Origin of the sequence: Halobacillus amylolyticus, assembly GCF_022921115.1 — a bacterium.
GTDB classification, from domain to species: domain Bacteria; phylum Bacillota; class Bacilli; order Bacillales; family Halobacillaceae; genus Halobacillus_A; species Halobacillus_A amylolyticus.
Window position 1 is genome coordinate 1734205 of the sequence record NZ_CP095075.1, and the last position, 16455, is coordinate 1750659.

Annotated in this window: 14 protein-coding genes, 3 pseudogenes and 2 riboswitches; of the genes and pseudogenes, 7 read left to right on the top strand and 10 right to left on the bottom strand. The window is 40.5% G+C overall.

The features are described from left to right. The first annotated feature begins 35 nt into the window (after positions 1-35). From MUO15_RS09090 to MUO15_RS09100, 3 genes are read left to right on the top strand one after another with little or no spacing between them, the layout of a single operon-like run. Positions 36-746, top strand: a complete 711-nt coding sequence (locus tag MUO15_RS09090; RefSeq protein ID WP_245035227.1) for a DUF5058 family protein — start codon at positions 36-38, stop codon at positions 744-746. Between the two features lie 55 nt (positions 747-801). After that, positions 802-1515: a small-conductance mechanosensitive channel gene (locus MUO15_RS09095; protein WP_245035229.1), complete on the top strand. Its 714-nt coding sequence runs from the start codon at positions 802-804 to the stop codon at positions 1513-1515. 23 nt (positions 1516-1538) lie between these two features. Beyond that, positions 1539-2795 (top strand): M20 family metallo-hydrolase, encoded by a 1257-nt coding sequence (locus tag MUO15_RS09100; RefSeq protein ID WP_245035231.1) that lies wholly within the window; start codon positions 1539-1541, stop codon positions 2793-2795. 191 nt (positions 2796-2986) lie between these two features. Here MUO15_RS09100 and MUO15_RS09105 read toward each other — a convergent pair whose 3' ends face one another. Next, the gene (locus MUO15_RS09105; protein ID WP_245035233.1) at positions 2987-3388 is read right to left on the bottom strand and encodes a DUF5392 family protein; all 402 of its coding nucleotides are present in this window, start codon (positions 3386-3388) and stop codon (positions 2987-2989) included. A gap of 68 nt (positions 3389-3456) precedes the next feature. Further along, positions 3457-3603, bottom strand: a complete 147-nt coding sequence (locus MUO15_RS09110) for a hypothetical protein (protein WP_245035235.1) — start codon at positions 3601-3603, stop codon at positions 3457-3459. Between the two features lie 341 nt (positions 3604-3944). Here MUO15_RS09110 and MUO15_RS09115 point away from each other — a divergent pair, with 341 nt between their 5' ends. Continuing rightward, on the top strand, positions 3945-5153 hold the full coding sequence (locus MUO15_RS09115) for a PLL family lectin (RefSeq protein ID WP_245035237.1): 1209 nt from the start codon (positions 3945-3947) through the stop codon (positions 5151-5153). Between the two features lie 314 nt (positions 5154-5467). On the opposite strand, the gene MUO15_RS09120 is transcribed toward MUO15_RS09115, so the two are convergent. Both MUO15_RS09120 and MUO15_RS09125 read right to left on the bottom strand, forming a co-directional pair. Further along, positions 5468-6091, bottom strand: coding sequence for a YpjP family protein (locus MUO15_RS09120; RefSeq protein ID WP_245035238.1), 624 nt, complete (start codon positions 6089-6091; stop codon positions 5468-5470). A 245-nt stretch (positions 6092-6336) separates the two neighbouring features. Next, a pseudogene (locus MUO15_RS09125) lies at positions 6337-6770 on the bottom strand (hypothetical protein). 297 nt (positions 6771-7067) lie between these two features. Between MUO15_RS09125 and MUO15_RS09130 the strand changes: the two are divergent. Together MUO15_RS09130 and MUO15_RS09135 are read left to right on the top strand one after the other, a co-directional pair. Further along, positions 7068-7565 (top strand): Lrp/AsnC family transcriptional regulator, encoded by a 498-nt coding sequence (locus tag MUO15_RS09130; protein WP_245035240.1) that lies wholly within the window; start codon positions 7068-7070, stop codon positions 7563-7565. After that, positions 7562-8728: an aminotransferase gene (locus tag MUO15_RS09135; protein WP_245035242.1), complete on the top strand. Its 1167-nt coding sequence runs from the start codon at positions 7562-7564 to the stop codon at positions 8726-8728. Before MUO15_RS09130 ends, MUO15_RS09135 begins: the two co-directional genes overlap by 4 nt. Before the next feature lie 195 nt (positions 8729-8923). Here MUO15_RS09135 and MUO15_RS09140 read toward each other — a convergent pair whose 3' ends face one another. The 5 genes and pseudogenes from MUO15_RS09140 to MUO15_RS09160 all read right to left on the bottom strand — a co-directional run bounded on the left by MUO15_RS09140 (position 8924) and on the right by MUO15_RS09160 (position 13941). Beyond that, on the bottom strand, positions 8924-9541 hold the full coding sequence (locus MUO15_RS09140) for an HAD family hydrolase (protein ID WP_245035244.1): 618 nt from the start codon (positions 9539-9541) through the stop codon (positions 8924-8926). Between the two features lie 212 nt (positions 9542-9753). Continuing rightward, a pseudogene (locus MUO15_RS09145) lies at positions 9754-10544 on the bottom strand (phosphotransferase). 523 nt (positions 10545-11067) lie between these two features. Continuing rightward, positions 11068-11787 carry a GIY-YIG nuclease family protein gene (locus MUO15_RS09150; RefSeq protein ID WP_245035246.1) on the bottom strand — a complete coding sequence of 240 codons (720 nt, stop codon included), beginning with the start codon at positions 11785-11787 and terminating at the stop codon, positions 11068-11070. Between the two features lie 387 nt (positions 11788-12174). Continuing rightward, positions 12175-12324, bottom strand: a pseudogene (locus MUO15_RS09155) (malonate-semialdehyde dehydrogenase); the annotation flags it as partial. Positions 12325-12438: 114 nt separating this feature from the next. Continuing rightward, a complete protein-coding gene (locus tag MUO15_RS09160) occupies positions 12439-13941 on the bottom strand; it encodes a sodium:solute symporter family protein (protein WP_245035248.1) in 1503 nt (500 codons plus the stop codon). 232 nt (positions 13942-14173) lie between these two features. After that, positions 14174-14281: riboswitch (SAM riboswitch) on the bottom strand. A gap of 212 nt (positions 14282-14493) precedes the next feature. Continuing rightward, positions 14494-14597, top strand: a riboswitch (SAM riboswitch). A 108-nt stretch (positions 14598-14705) separates the two neighbouring features. Here MUO15_RS09160 and MUO15_RS09165 point away from each other — a divergent pair. Further along, positions 14706-16088 carry an LLM class flavin-dependent oxidoreductase gene (locus MUO15_RS09165; protein ID WP_245035250.1) on the top strand — a complete coding sequence of 461 codons (1383 nt, stop codon included), beginning with the start codon at positions 14706-14708 and terminating at the stop codon, positions 16086-16088. Positions 16089-16364: 276 nt separating this feature from the next. Here the strand turns inward: MUO15_RS09165 and MUO15_RS22135 are convergent, their stop codons facing one another. Continuing rightward, positions 16365-16445: a putative holin-like toxin gene (locus MUO15_RS22135; RefSeq protein WP_396266348.1), complete on the bottom strand. Its 81-nt coding sequence runs from the start codon at positions 16443-16445 to the stop codon at positions 16365-16367. Positions 16446-16455: the final 10 nt, after the last annotated feature.

The window sequence follows — 16455 nt, forward strand, 5'->3', positions numbered from 1 at the left end:
CACCTAATCTAAGTTTCTAAAGGGAGGGAACTCGTTTGAATGAAGAAGTAGCTAAAGTTGCCAGTAGTACTCCGCTGTGGATTATGGCTTTTATTTTTGTGGGAATCGTTATGTTTCAGGCCTTGGTTTTTCTGAAAATAGCAAAGAAATCTGCACCAGACGTAGGGATGTCTTCAAGGGAAGTAAAAACTGCCATTAGAACGGGCTTTATTAGTTCTTTGGGACCTTCATTTGGAATTGCGATCGTTCTCATTTCGTTAATTGCACTGCTCGGCTCCCCTCTCACCTTAATGAGAATTGGGATCATAGGATCTGCAGCAACTGAATCAGCTGCTGCTGGGATAGGGGCAAACGCTTTTGGTGTTGAGTTAACCTCCGATGATTTTTCAACTCAGGCTTTTACCACCGTTGTCTGGACGATGTGTCTAGGTGGAATGGGATGGCTTCTTTTTGCTGCCTTATTTACAAAATCACTTGGAAATACACAGAAAAAAATTGAGAAGAAAAATCCAAAGGCCATGACGATTATTTCTTCAGCTGCTATGTTAGGGGCCTTTGGCTACCTGGCAAGTGAACAAATGGTAACAAGTGTCAGCCACACTATAGCAGGCATTGTTGCTCTGTTTTCCATGGTTGTCATTATGATCGTTGCTGAAAGGGGAAACTTTTCTTGGTTAAAAGAGTGGGCTTTAGGGATTGCCATGGTTATTGGGATGGCAAGTGCCTATTTCACAACCTTATTCTAAGCTTTAGGTTCATATAGAAATAGCCTTTGAAATGATTGTATAAGGAGGAAAACAGATGAGTTTGAATCCAGAAAAGGTAACCCCTGAAAACGTAGCAACCGAAACGACAAACGGTATGGAACATTTTCATAGAAAGGCCCACTTCTGGGGGCGTTTGACGCTTTTCACGTTAATCCTCATGTGCTTCGTACCACCTTTGTATATGTCTTTTATTTTAGATACTCATCCAGGTTGGGGGCCTATTTTTACGGGACTTGTCGGCTATGCAGGATTTATAGGAATCATGTGGGTGTTAGAACCAATTACCTACTACCCTACCCTCGGAATTGCTGGAACTTATTTAGCGTTTTTGACTGGAAATATTGCAAACATGTGCCTCCCTTGTTCCGTTTCAGCTCAAAAAGCAATTGGAGCGGAAAGCGGTTCACGCAAAGCAGAAATTGCCGGTGTTTTTGGAATCGCCATCGCTTCCTTAGTAAATATCATTGTGATCGTGTTAATCATTTTAGGCGGAACCTACATCCTTTCTATTATCCCACCTGCAGTAGAGAGTTCATTTGGGTTCGTTCTCCCTGCTATATTTGGTGCTGTTTTAGGTCAGTTTGCTTATAAAAAACCAACGTATGGAATCATTGCTGTTGTGGTTGGCATGGCTGTGCTGTTTTCTCCCATCTTTGGTTTAATTAAAATTGCACTATGTGTTGCCCTAACGATCTCTATTATTCTTTTCATGGAAAAACAGAAAGATAAAAAGGCAAATGCCAATTAATTGCAGGAGGTGGAAGGACACTCATGGTTTTAGATCAATTAACGATTAACAAAAAGAGATTAAGTAAGAACATTGAACAACTTGCAACTATCGGAAAACTTGGGGAAACAGGCGTTTGCCGATTAGCATTGTCAGAAGAATACAAGTCTGGGATTGAGCAAGTAAAACAATGGATGGACGAAGCAGGATTACAAACTAGAGTTGATCATTTCGGAAATCTGATTGGGCGGCTTGAAGGAAGAAATCCTGATGCCCCTGTACTAATGCTCGGGTCTCATATCGATTCACAGCCTTATGGCGGAAGATTTGATGGCACAATCGGCGTATTGGGTGGATTAGAAGTTGTCCAAACGATGCAAGAGAACGGCATTCAACCTGAAATGTCTATTGAAGTCATATCTCTATGTGATGAAGAAGGACACCGTTTCGGTAAGGGGTTATTTGGGGTAAGAGGAATTTTAGGAAAATTAGATAGTGATGAATTAGAAAGGTCAGATAAAGACGGTATTACGAGAAAAGAAGCCTTGTATGCGTTCGGTGCTGATCCCAACCGAATTCATGAATCAGAATATGCCAAAGGCGTTATACAGTCGTACTTAGAAATGCACATTGAGCAAGGCCCTATCTTAGAAGCCTCCAATGCGCCAGTAGGGATAGTAACCGGAATATCAGGACCACTCTGGCTAACAGTGGAATTAACAGGATTTGCTGGACATGCTGGTTCGGTACCGATGCAGCTTCGCAATGATTCACTGCTTGGAGCCGCCAAAATAATCACTTCCTTAAATGACATCGTCCAACAAGACCAATCGGCCCCAACAGTTGGCACGGTTGGAAATATTGAAGTTTTCCCAAATGCTAGAAGTATCATCCCAGAAAAAGTAACGTTTACGATTGACCTTCGTGACATTGATAAAGAGCGGCGAGATCGTTATGAACGACAATTACGAGAACGTATTGCAGCAGTTTCAGAGCAAAATGGACTGCACTATAAAACTAAAGAAGATACCAATAATGAACCAAAGTTTTGCAATAAAGAGATCATGCAAATCATGGGTGATGAGAGTCGCGCCATGGGATTAGAGGCCCCTGAATTAATGAGCGGGCCGTTCCACGATGCACTCGTAATGGCTGATGTATGTGATTACGGGATGATCTTTGTTCGTTGCAAGGAAGGGATCAGTCATAACCCAAAGGAATTTGCAGCGGATGAAGATATAGCGATTGGAACGGAGTTATTGTTACGTACCACTCTTAGAATGATAAACCAAAATATATAGTTGCTCAGGTTATAAGTACACTAATTGCTAACTTATTATGGTTATCTCTCCCCCCTTTCCTGATTCGGTAGAAGTAGACAAGCTGTAACTAAGAAAAGGACTCAGAATTGAAAACTGAGTCCTTTTCCCATCTTCTTCAGATTGTAGTGAACTTACTACTTATTGCACTCTACTTTCTCTATCCTCTTCTTCTAGAACTTAATAAAATAGTTCATCGTTTGCAACCGATTATCTTTTATTAGAGTCATATACTTCTCTTTACCGCGATCTGACATAACCTCACTCTTCCTAATTCGCTCCATGATATAATCTGTACTCCGTTTCTTCATTTCCTTTTTCTGATGCCTTGCCTCTTTGTATAGTGCCATACCGACTGCCCCAATAAGCGCATAGAACCCTATTGTAAACATCGAGCTCATATGGCCTGGAACAATAAAGACTAAACTAAATAGATTAATGACGGAAATGGCTATTAACGGGAAAGAACCTAACGTATATTTAGACACTTTTTTCACCATTGGCAAAATGATTTCCTGTATTCGCTCTAACTCTCTATTCACGAATCCAGGCATATCCGTCTTTGAAAAATTCATAGAATCCCTTCCTTTATTTTAATCATGTTTTCTAGATGATTTATAATCGGTTCTTGCCTTCATACCTATTATCCATTCGGAGGAGTTATTACATTGAATTTCTCCTTTTGAAGAACATCAAGGGAGTTTGGCTTTTTGTATAGTTCGACATTCATACCCTGTCTTCGTAAATGAGCAACCATTCGCTTCATCTTTTCTAGAGATATTTTGTACATCTTCAATCTGCCCCTTCCACTTCAGTCATTTTTTCGTTAAAAAAAGCGAGACCTTTGCCGCTAATGGGCAAAGGTCTCGCTAAACAACTGCTTGTTAATAAAGCCGATGGTCGTTAACCATGTAATGACGACTTTATTTTGGAATGGGCTGAAGCCAAACCAACGCTACTCCCCTTATATAAATAAGTTAAGTTCAATTATATTGTAGTTTTATTTTATTACAACCATTCCATTTTCACAAAACTTTTACCACCATAGGCAATCCTTAAAACAACTAAAGTATTCCCACTTTCGCCCACCCCTGCATATACTGGGTCTGTATTATTAGAGGAGGTAGATCTATGTTTAGACATCCATATGAGCAGCAGCCCCCATACACACCAGCATATTACTACGCACCGCCCCATTCCTATGTTCGCCAGCAGCCAAGTGTACAAGAAGTCATGCAGCTTCTCCGTACACAGCACAACAACTTGTATGTGGAGCTCGAGCAAGCGGGCATGAATCGCGGCATTACTGATTATATCTTTTCACTTGCTGTCAGCTTTACGCTTAACCAGGCCAACACCAATCAATCAGCCAGCCAAATCTATAATCAATTCCAATCCCGAATTCCCTGGCTGAATTTATTCTTTAGGCAATTTAATATTCCGCCGAATGTCATCCAGCGAATTTTAACACGCGTCATTCAAATCACCTTGGATACGATTGGAGATGGTGGTCAGCCCCAACCAGGTCCAGGCTGGTCAGAGTGGGAAAGCTTAGGAGGAACGTTAACCTCTGCACCCGCCGCAGCTTCGTGGCAGCCAAATCGACTTGACGTGTTTGCCAGGGGCACTGGAGATCGCCTGTATCACAAATGGTGGAACGGCCGCCAATGGAGCGACTGGGAGAACCTTGGCGGTACCTTAACCTCTGCACCAGCAGCCGCTTCCTGGGGGCCGAACCGCATTGACGTCTTTACCAGAGGAACTGATGACAGTCTCTACCACAAATGGTGGAATGGCAGTCAGTGGAGCGACTGGGAAAGCCTCGGGGGTACACTGACTAGTGCACCTGCCGTATCCTCACGCCGGTCAAACCAACTTGATGTGTTTGTCAGAGGGACCAATAATCGACTTTATAAGAAAACGTGGAATGGATCGCGCTGGGAAGAATGGGAAGACCTTGGCGGATCCCTATCCTCTGCACCGGCAGCGGTTTCCTGGGGATCGAACCGCATTGACGTCTTTGCCAGAGGGCAAAATCAGAATTTAATCCACAAATGGTGGAACGGTTCTAATTGGAGTAACTGGGAGAGCCTTGGTGGAACTTTGACATCAGGACCTGCCGTTTCCTCGACCCGACCGAACCAGCTGCAAGTCTTTGTACGTGGAACTAACCGAAATCTGTATCTAAGAACGTGGCACGGTTCAATGTGGTCGAACTGGCAAAACCTTGGAGGATCACTGAATTCTGAGCCTGCAGCGGTTTCCTGGGGTCCTAACCGAATTGATGTGTTTGCCAGAGGGGATAATCGAAACTTAATTCATATATACCGAAGTCGATAATGGAGAAAAATAAACGTCGGGCAGCTGGTGATTCCATTCCGAATCGAAACCCCTGTCCGACGTATTTGTGTTTATTTTTAGTTTCCTCCCTTTCCTTTGAATCAGATCATAATTCGTGAACCCGTCCCCCTTTATATTAAGCAAGGAGGAACTTGTAAAATAACCCCACCTCAGGTCATCCAGATCCTGGATGACCTGAGGTGGGGTTTAATGGTATCCTCTATTCTCTTTATTCAATAAAAAAATCCGACGCCCTTAGAACGGACGTCAGATTTTCGTATTGAGTAGATGGTGGTTTTGATCGGAACATCGAATTATGACATCCATTTCGGAGGCGTATTCTTTTCCCAATAGACCTCTCCAATCGAGTGATGCTCCACAAAGTCATCAGCATTTAAATGATAGTGAAAGTTGAACCAGTAACCATCACCTGGCCGTTTATCACGCCTCACATGGAATCTGGCTACCTCTTCATTGGTTTGATGATTGTAAAGATTGAAGATTTTCTCCCCATACCCTGGCGACAGCTCCTCAACTATTTTATAATAGGGCACCTCATCTTCATCCACGTCAGCCAAAATCATTTCAACAACTTCTTCAATTTTAGGCAAAATGTCATTCGTCATATCTGTATCTACTTTTTTATTAATTCTCGGTCCCATTTTTGTCAGCGTTTGTTCTTTAGCTTTTTTCGTTAGAACTTGTATATAGTCCTCATCTGAACCCGAACCGTCTTCAAGAAGGCTATCCAGTTCAACAGCCTCGTCTGCTTCAGGTAATCCTTCATCATCAGGTGTTAAATATGTACTCTCCCTATCTTCAGAAGCCACCTCTTTACGATCAGCAGCATCTGTAAGTGCATGTGCAGGTGGAACATACATTCCTAATGTAAGGACGGAAACAAGGACGACGAATATTTTTCTTCCCCATAATCTCATTGTTCTATCTCCCTTACTGATCCTCTATATATATAATTCTATCATGTTAGAGAGAAGAGTTTATATATAAATGCTTCACTATTTCACAATCCTAAGCCTTATTTTCCGCTTATCATAATTTACATATAAATCCCACCTCAGGTCATCCAGAAACTGGATGACCTGAGGTGGGATTTAATGGTTATGACTGATCAATCTTTTTCTTATTTAAAATCACTGACGGATCAATTGATATAGAAGGACGATTAACCTCTAGCCTTTTTTGGCCAAACGAAATTACTAATTGCAATTACGAAATCAATACCTAATACCAGAGTCCATAGCTTTAACATTCCTTCTAATGCAATAGTCCATACCTACACGCTTTACCTGCGGCGAACCTTGTCGGGTTATATAATATTGAAACCGTACGTCTGCCCACTCAATCATACTTTTACCAAATGCTACGGAAACACCGATGTAAATCGCAGCGATGGCATGTGCTTTTGTAGCCGTAGATCTACGAAACAAGTCTATACTTGTAGTGACTAATAAGATCAAATCAATCAGTGGTGTTAAAGCTAAAAAGAACAATCCCAGTTTTCTTAATTTGAACACATACCGCATAACTAGACCTAATACGATAACCACCCAAAACCCAATTTCACTCGCAAGCGATCATCCAACCAATGAAATTCAAATGCCCCACCTCCCACCATTTTATAAAACAACGAAATGTTTTCCACCTATCCTTTATTAATAAAATGTATGGTAATCTCATTATAATGGGCTACGTTGCGTAACCTTCAACTACTTTTTTCATGGGGAGAATTTAAGTTGAAATATTATACATCAGGTGAAGTTTCCCAGGACCTCAACCTCCTTTCTTATTGTTAATCATTTTCTTCTTCTACTGTTACCAGCAAACAGGGTTTTAGTTCTTTCACAAAACTTGATAGAATGAAGCATATGTATAATTAAAAAGAGGGTGTTTAAAATGAAAGAAATCGAAGTAGAATTGTTAAAATTAATTGAGAAAAACGCTAATTTGGAAGTAGAAAAAATTGCGAAGTTAATGGACAAAAGTATTGATGAGATCCGGGAACTGATTGATAAGCTTGAGAAGAAAAAAGTCATTCTTGGCTATTCTACGCTTATTGACTGGGCAAAGGTTTTGGATGAGGAAGAGGTTACGGCTATGGTGGATGTAAAAGTGACCCCCGCTCGTGATGTCGGTTTTGATAAAGTGGCTGAGCGTATTTATCGTTTTCCAGAAGTTAAAGCCGTTTATTTAATGTCCGGCACTTATGATTTGTCCGTTTCAGTAAAAGGAAAAACGATGATGGAAATTGGACATTTCATTTCTGAAAAATTGTCTGCACTGGATTCCGTACTATCTACAACGACCCATTTTGTTTTGAAAAAGTATAAGCATGATGGCATCATATTACAGGATGCAGACGAAGGGGATAAAAGAATTGTGGTATCACCATGAGCCAAGTTTCTTACATATCCAAGCAGGTAGCGGATTTAAAACCTTCGGGCATTCGACGTTTCTTTGATTTAGCGGCTCAGATGGAAGATGTCATTTCCCTCGGCGTAGGCGAGCCTGATTTCGTAACGCCGTGGAATGTTATCGAACAAAGCTTTCATTCCCTTGAACAAGGCTACACATCCTATACTGAAAATGCGGGTATGATGGAGCTACGCAAGGAAATTAGTAAATATCTAATTGGTAATTATCACTTGACGTATGACCCAAGTGACCAGTTAATTGTTTCCGTTGGGGCAAGTCAGGCGATTGATCTTGCTCTGCGGGCGGTTATCGATCCAGGGGATGAAGTTATAATTGTAGAACCGAGCTTTGTTGCTTACGTGCCAACAGTCAGACTGGCTGGAGGAATACCTGTAACGATTCAAACGGAAGCAGAAGATGAGTTCAAACTTAAACCTGAACAAATTGAAGAGGCCATTACACCAAAAACAAAAGCGATCATACTATGTAATCCGAACAATCCAACTGGAACCCTTTTATTGCAAGAAGAATTAGAGCAACTGGCGACAGTGATTAAAAAGCATGACCTACTCGTTTTGTCTGATGAGATCTATGCCGAGCTCACATATGACGATGCTTACACAAGCTTCCCATCTATTCCTAACATGAAAGAGCGAACAATTTTAATTAGTGGGTTCTCAAAAGCATTTGCCATGACGGGCTGGCGACTCGGCTATGCAGCAGGACCAACTGAAATAATTGCCGCCATGGTGAAAATTCATCAGTACACGATGATGTGTGCCCCTACGATGGCACAGCACGCTGCCCTAGAGGCCATGAAAAACGGAAGGCAGAGTGTCCAGTCCATGTTTGAAAGCTATAAACAAAGAAGGAATTTTATAGTGAGTAGCTTGAATGAAATTGGGTTGCAATGTCCAAATCCGGGCGGAGCATTTTATGCATTCCCATCCATTAAAGCAACCGGATTAACCTCAGCTGAATTTGCTGAGCAGTTGTTGCAAGAAGAACAAGTTGCTGTCGTACCCGGCTCTGTTTTCGGAGCAAATGGCGAGGGATACATCCGCTGCTCCTACGCGACATCACTTAAACAACTTGATGAAGCTTTGAATCGCATGAAACGATTTGTGCAAAAACGAATGTAAGAGGTGCCTGACTTCCTTATCTCTACAGTTATAATGAGATTTCATGATTAGATTGAATAGGAACCACAGTCAGCCCCCCAGACTTTACATTAGAAATAAAAATAGGAAATTCCACAATTGAGGAATTTCCTATTTTTTATTTCTATGAAAGTCCGACTACTTAAGAATGTTATAAACTATTGTTATACGATCTATCTAGAACATTTTCACAAGATCATCAAACTTCTCAAGAATATCATCATATTGACTTACTTGTCCAAATCCGTATTTTGCATATACAAATGGAATTCCAGCATATCTAGCTGCTTTTAAATCACCTTCCGTGTCTCCAACATAAACCGGTTTGGATAGGTTATTCCTTTCGATAATTAAGTTAATATTTTCTCCTTTTGAAAGTCCAGTTCTCCCCGGATTTTCAAAATCTAAAAAATATCTTTTAAGGTTATGATACTTATAAAAAGCTTCAATGTAGCCCGGTTGGCAATTGCTAACGATGTATAATTTATATTTCTGTGAAAGCTCCTTCAGAACTTCCTCCACGTTTTTATAAAGAACACCACCTTGTTTTTCCAAGTATTCATTTTCTACATCGCAGCACTCTATTATTAATTGTTTCCGAGTATTATCATCTAAGTATGGAAACAGCTTTCTACTTATATCGTCCATCTGTAACCCCATTGTCCCTTCAAGGTCTTTCCTTGTTAATTCCCTCTTTATTTGATCATTTTCCTTTATTATACTGTTCCACGCATTGAGGACTGTGTCTATAGAGTCCCAAATGGTACCATCTAGGTCAAAAATAATACTATCCATATGGATTTTTCCTCCATCTTAGTTTATTAAAAATTGACGTTCTTCCCTATGAGCAGTTTCAAAATTGTTCCACAATGCTGCCCTTTAGACGTATAAGAACAGTAAAACGGATGGTATTTAGAAGCCCTTTACTCAACTCTTTCGCCCTTATTACGGAAAAACGTTTCAAAGACTCACTTGAAGGAATCCATCCGTTAAATAAAAATCTATCCTTAAGCCCACTCTTTGCCATGTTCACGAATAAATTTAATATCGTTTTGATAATGTTCAAGATGCCCTTCATCTACCATCTTTTGAAAAGCAATGTCACCTTCACTCGCTTTTCTTGTAATTGTTTTACATAACCCTTCTAATCGTAGCAATACCATCTCCAAATAATCTTCTTCTATTCCCCACCGTAAGATTCAAAAAACAATCTAACTCTTTGTTTTATACGGTTAGCCTGCTGTAGTGATTGATAATAAACTTCCTCCCCTGTTTCAGAGAGATAAAATCTACTTAAGGGGACACAAGTATAAAGAGTATAAGCTATATCCCAAAGTCTTGGACCAGGTCCGGCAACATCAAAATCAATAATCCCTAGTGGTCTTCCATGATTAAAAATAATATTGTATCTAGCAAAGTCATTATGGCATAATACCTCCATTTTGTGTGGAGTATTATCTATCGGTTTCCAGTCATCTGATAATGGAAAATCACTCACAGCATCATGATAAAGACGGAGCATCTTCGCTATATCTTTTAAAACATCATCAGACCACATGTATTCTTTTAAAGGATCGTTACCAGCTTCTCCTTCAATAAAGGATAATATTTCTCTTCCTTTATCATCAATACCTAAAAACTTTGGTGCATAATTATAACCTTTGTTTTCCAAATGCTTTAATAGCTTATGAATTTTGGGACTATCTGACTTTAATTCTCGTCGCACAGTATTTCCAGAACGATAAACGTTAGAGACGTTTCCTCCTGTTAACACTTCCTCGTTTTCATGGTTTGACATCTATATCTCCCCCTAATATAACTTTCTATTGTTTGTGGGATTTAATTTATGAATCGAACGAGACTTACCTTGCTCATAGAAGCAATAACTATGAAAATAGCACCTAATATTGTAATAATTGAATCTTTCGCTTTGTCCATTACATTTTCATCATAGAACTTGAGGTTTATGCCTATATCCTAATTAATAAACACCGAACTGCAAAACTGATTCCAGTAAGACTTCCAATTACAGTAGCGATTGAAGCACCGAGTAATAATTTTAAGTAAGAGAATATTGGCCGTATTAAATTCGTATTTCCTTTGTTTCTTTGTTGGGCTTTCTACGGAAATCTTTCTGTAGTGGCATCTATGCTATAGATGTAATAAATTCCTTTGAACTAGCTTGCTCCCATCTATCACGTACCATAATTCTTTATTAAGCAGGGTTAATATTATTATTGACTATTTAGTATGCTTAACTTCCCTTAATCACTTACTGGCACTCCTTTATTACACTTAGTTTGATGCTTAACATCTGTACGTTAGCGCACGGCAGGATAGTCATATCGAGATTGAGTTATAAACTGTACTATTTCAAGAAACTCATCAGGATTGGTATCAAACCATTCGTTTCCAAGCGCTGTTTCAATTTTTTTATTTCTATAAGTAAGTATATTATGGATAGATTGCTCCAAAACATGTGAGTTATTTGTCTTGATAATTACTGCTATTTTTGGTTTTTCCGGTAAAGCTGTAGAAGCCTGTGTAAGCACCCTTTGTAATGGATCTCTGTCAGTTTTTCCAATTTTGCATGCCCACGTATTTTTTTCTAGATTACTAGAATTCATTTCATATGTTGGCAAATAGTATAAATAGACAGTACCACTCCCTTCTCCAAAAACAAAATCAGCATCATACTCTTCCTTAATTGCCTCACTTGTTTCCGTTTTCTGGCTGGTTAAATTATGATCAGATACTTCTACTTCACTAACTTTTAAATCATTATTAGTAATAAGCCAATAACCATAAGAAGGATTCTTAGCTAATCCTTCTTTCTTTAATTTCTCTAAGGCCTTTTTCAACATTCTTGGCTTGTCAGCTACGTTTGCCTCTTTCCCACCTCTAGCTAAATGAGCTGCTGTCACCTCATTAACAATCGTTTGTCTCATCTCCACTCTTTCGTTAAATAATTCTAAAATGAGATGCCTGCATATGTATGGTGTAAGCGGTAAGTTCTTAAATTGATATTCATAAGTTTCCAAGTACTTGACCCCCATCTTTTCTCTATATCAGCGCAATTTATTTTCAAAAATACATTTTGTTATTGAATTAATTTGCAATGCTAGCTAAACTTAAGACTTTGGTGCCCATCCCCTATACGTTTACGTATCAACACAACAGGGGGCAGGCACCTTTATTTGCTTCGTATAAATAGTCCTCTATCCCTGGTCTGTATGCTGCCCCATCTCAGATTGTTGAATTACATTTATTTTGTGGAAATTGCACAATCAATAGATTTAGGATTATGCTAAACCCTTCAATAAAGAGCCTCCAAGCAGCATTTGAAAAAGCTACTTGGAGACTGAAGTCATGATTTCGATAGCCTAAACTCCTTCAAGTACAATCCTCCTAAAATCCCTTGTCTACCATCACACCCAACGAGTCTTCATCACTTTCTTACGAGTATAAAACTCGATCCCATCCTTCCCGTTAACATGCAAGTCACCATCGAATGAATCCTTCCATCCTGAGAACGGGAAGAAAGCCATCGGAGCTGGTACACGAATGTTTACACCCAGCCATTGGAACATCCAAGCAGGAACCATCATTGGAAAATTGAATGGGGTATTTCCTAAGTGATTCTACTTTTGTTTGTGTCAAAGTAATAACCTCTTAAATGTTGAGTTAATCGTTTAAAGCACATCTTTTAAAAAGACATCCTCTTCTTCTTTTGTTACATTAGACGTCGTGACTAAGCTCGTCACGATCATCACAACAAATCCAGCAGCAGCGGCAAGGAACAAGGATATATAAATATTTTCAAAGACATTCAAACTAGTAAAAAGAACATAGAGTCCCGTACCTGAAATGAGCGAGGCTATTGCACCGTAACCATTGGATTTCCCCCATAAATAGCCCAATACAATCGGAGCAAGGAGGCCACTGATAATCGCTGAGAAACTAAACTGAATCAGGATCGCCAGCGAATCAGGTCGATCGAGCGACAGGTAAAAGGTGGCCAAACCAACAAAGATGAGCGAGCCTTTGGCTACTTTTACCGAGCGTACATCCAATTGATGTTTGGATAACTTCCCTTTCGAAAGGATCGGAGCCAGCACCTTGTACAGATCGTTTCCAATGCTTGACGTAATACTCAAATACAAGCTGTCTGTACTTGATAGAATCGCTGAAATAATCCCAACGATGATAATCGCAGCAATGATTGGTGGAAAGGCTTCTAGTACATAGACGGGAATGGCCGAGTCCGCACTACTAAGCGATGGAGCCAGCACTCTAGCTGCCAGACCACCCAACACCATTAACACGGTAATGAAGAACATGCCAAGCCCCGCTGACATCGTAAACGGCCGAAGCTGATCCTCCGTTTCCAGTGATAACACTTTATTAAGCAGGTGCGGCATGACAACAAAACTAATATGTAAAAATTGAACCGACAAAATAGCTAAGACACTGTCATAGGGTCCGTTTAGCGGAGCGATCAATTCTGGATCGATCGCTTCTAGTTTAGTAGAAAGCTCACCAAATACATTCAGTCCCCCACCTATCGTCCAAAATAATGACGCAAAGATCAGGATAGATGTGATTACCATCAAGGTTCCTTGGATACCATCCGTAACAATTTGGGCAAAGGCACCGCCAAGTCCAATATAGAGAATCGTAATGGTCACACCAATCAGAATCCCCCAGAAATAAGGAATGCCGATAACGGATTCAAAGATTGTCGCCAACCCGACATTTTGACCGACAATATAATACACGTTAAACAATACTAAAAAAGTGACGAGGACTTGCAAGGTTTTGCTGTTATATCTTCTCCCAAGCCATTCAGGAAGTGTGGAAACTCCGCCGAACTTCTTTCCATATTTCCAAAACTTCTTAGCAAATAGCAGAAGAGCGATCCAGCCAGCCCCAAAGCCACCGAGCGTATACCATAATACTGAAACTCCATGTTCATAAGCTAGACCAGGAACACCTACAAACAAATTGGCACTAGCGAAACTTGCTGCATAGCTTGCCCCTACAAGCCAAGGGCTGACATTCCCTCTTGCTGTTGCAAAACCGTTCATCGATCTACTATGCTGATTCCCCTTTTTTCCAATCCATACAACAAAGACAAAGTACAAAGCCAGAAGACTGACAAGCGTCCATAACAGTGGTCCCGAAACAATTCCCATTAGTTATTTTCCTCCTTTGACCTTGGATAGACTTTATTCCAAATAAGTAAGCCAAGCCCCCAGAACACGGCTAGGGTAATAAAATAGATTGTAAACATGTACATTTCTCCCCTCATTTTGCTAATTATGTCTAACTTTATCCAACGTTCTTTAGCCTGTTATAAAGTTCTTTTCAATGAAATATAAAAAAGCCCCTTTCAAAGAAAGAGGCTGAATTCATATATGCTCCAACCTCTTATCTTCCAGACAAATAAAGTCTGTTGGAAGTAGCACCGTTCCCCTTGTAGGGTGGTTGCCGGGCGTCGTAGGGCCAAATCCCTCAGCCAACTCTTGATAAGAGTGAAAAACTATAAAATTATTCAAATAATCTGATAAACAGCATCATAGCAAAGTTTATATTTCCATGTCAACTCTCTTTTTTCAAAATTTGGGTTTATTAATCCTAAATACACCCTGACTAATCTGCGAAGGAACAGAATTTTTTAAAAATTAACATTGACACCTTTTGGGATATGCTGTATATTTTGGATCACATAAAAATTTAATTATAATTTCTTATCACGAGAGGTGGAGGGACTGGCCCTTTGAAACCTCGGCAGCAGACTGTAGTAGTACTGTGCCAATTCCAGCAAGCTCTATGGCTTGAAAGATAAGGAGGAGTCCATACATTTGCGTTTTCAACCTCTTCTTTTTCTTTAAAGAAGAGGTTTTTTCATGTGTTTGAGGTTGGAAACACTAAAAAGGAAATCTAGGGAGGAATACAGTTGACGAAACAAATTATTTTAAATGCCTTTGAAATGAATAGCGCGATGCACAATTCTCATGGGTTGTGGAAACATCCAAGAAGTCAGCGCCACCGCCGCTATAAAGACTTAGATTACTGGATGGACTTAGCTAAACTATTAGAAAGAGGCAAATTTGATGCCGTGTTTCTCGCCGATGTACTAGGAATCTATGACGTTTATAAAAAAAGTAAAGACCCCTCGATCCGTGATGGATTGCAGGTTCCTTTAAATGATCCTGCCCTGGTTATTCCAGCGATGGCCAGCGTGACCAAGCATTTATCCTTTGCGATGACGGTCAGCACCACCTATGAAGCTCCATTCGGGAATGCTCGGCGTTTCTCCACCCTCGATCACCTGACTAAAGGACGTATCGCGTGGAACGTGGTTACCTCTTACCTGCCAAATGCCGCGCGCAACTTTGGCCTTGAGAATATGATCAAACACGACGAACGCTACGATATCGCTGATGAATATCTTGATGTGTCTTATAAGCTCTGGGAGACGAGCTGGGAAGATGATGCCGTCGTTGAAGATGTCGAAAATAACACACTGGTTGATCCGGATAAAGTTCATGAAATTAATCACGAAGGAAAATACTTTTCCGTGGAAGGGCCGCACCTGAGTGAACCATCCTTACAACGGACACCTGTCCTCTATCAAGCCGGCACATCCGAACGCGGACGCGAATTCGCCTCCAAGCACGCCGAGTGTATCTTTGTCGGCGGCCCGACACCAGAGCGAATTCACTACTATGCCGATGATATTCGTAAGCGTGCGGAAAACCACGGCCGCAATCCAGATAATATTAAAATCTTCTCCTTCCTTAGCGTGATTGTTGGCGAAACAACAGAGGAAGCGGAACAAAAGTTTGAAGAATACGCACGTCACTGGAGTGCAGATGCCGCTAAAGCACAATACGGAGCAAGCGGCTATGACATCGGCGAGTATGAAGAAATGGATCCAGATCTTCCTTTTGAATACACAAAGTCCACAGAAGGCGGCCACTATAAAGCGGCCACACTAACAAAAGACGCACCTAAGAAGCTAACCGTTGGCGAAGTGCTCAATCGCTTTGAGTCACCAGACCGTAATAGTATTATCGTTGGAAATCCGACTGAGGTTGCCGACGCAATCCAGTTTCAATTTGAAGAGTCGGGTGTGGATGGCTTTAACTTGAACCATTTAGTAACCCCTGGGGATCTGGAAGACTTTGTTGATTTGGTGATACCAGAGCTGCAAGAGCGTGGATTGTATAAGAAGGATTACCAGGAGGGTACGTTGAGAGAGAAGCTGTTTCCGCATGGGGAAAGTGGGCTGCCTGAGGATCATCCTGGGAGTCAATATAGATATTCATTAACGTGATTATCTTGATGGGCTAAAGTTGACATCTCTACTATCCCATCAGTAATACACGCAAGAAACACTAGCTGTCAATAATAAACGAATCGCGATAATACAACACAAATCAATTTTACAATTTTAAAAAATAGGTTATAATGAGATTAGAATAGTTGCACATACTAAAAAAGACCGTTGGTGCTGTCACACCAACGATCAGGTACAATAGCCCTTCAAGGGAGCAGCTCACATAGAGCTTTTGGAAATAACTACCCACATGCTTGCCAGGCCTATGGGTGGTTATTTTTTATGGTTTGACAGTATAGCAACAATTAAAGTTCCGAAAGAAATTATCAGAAACAGTGTTTCGAATACTGTCATATCGGATCAC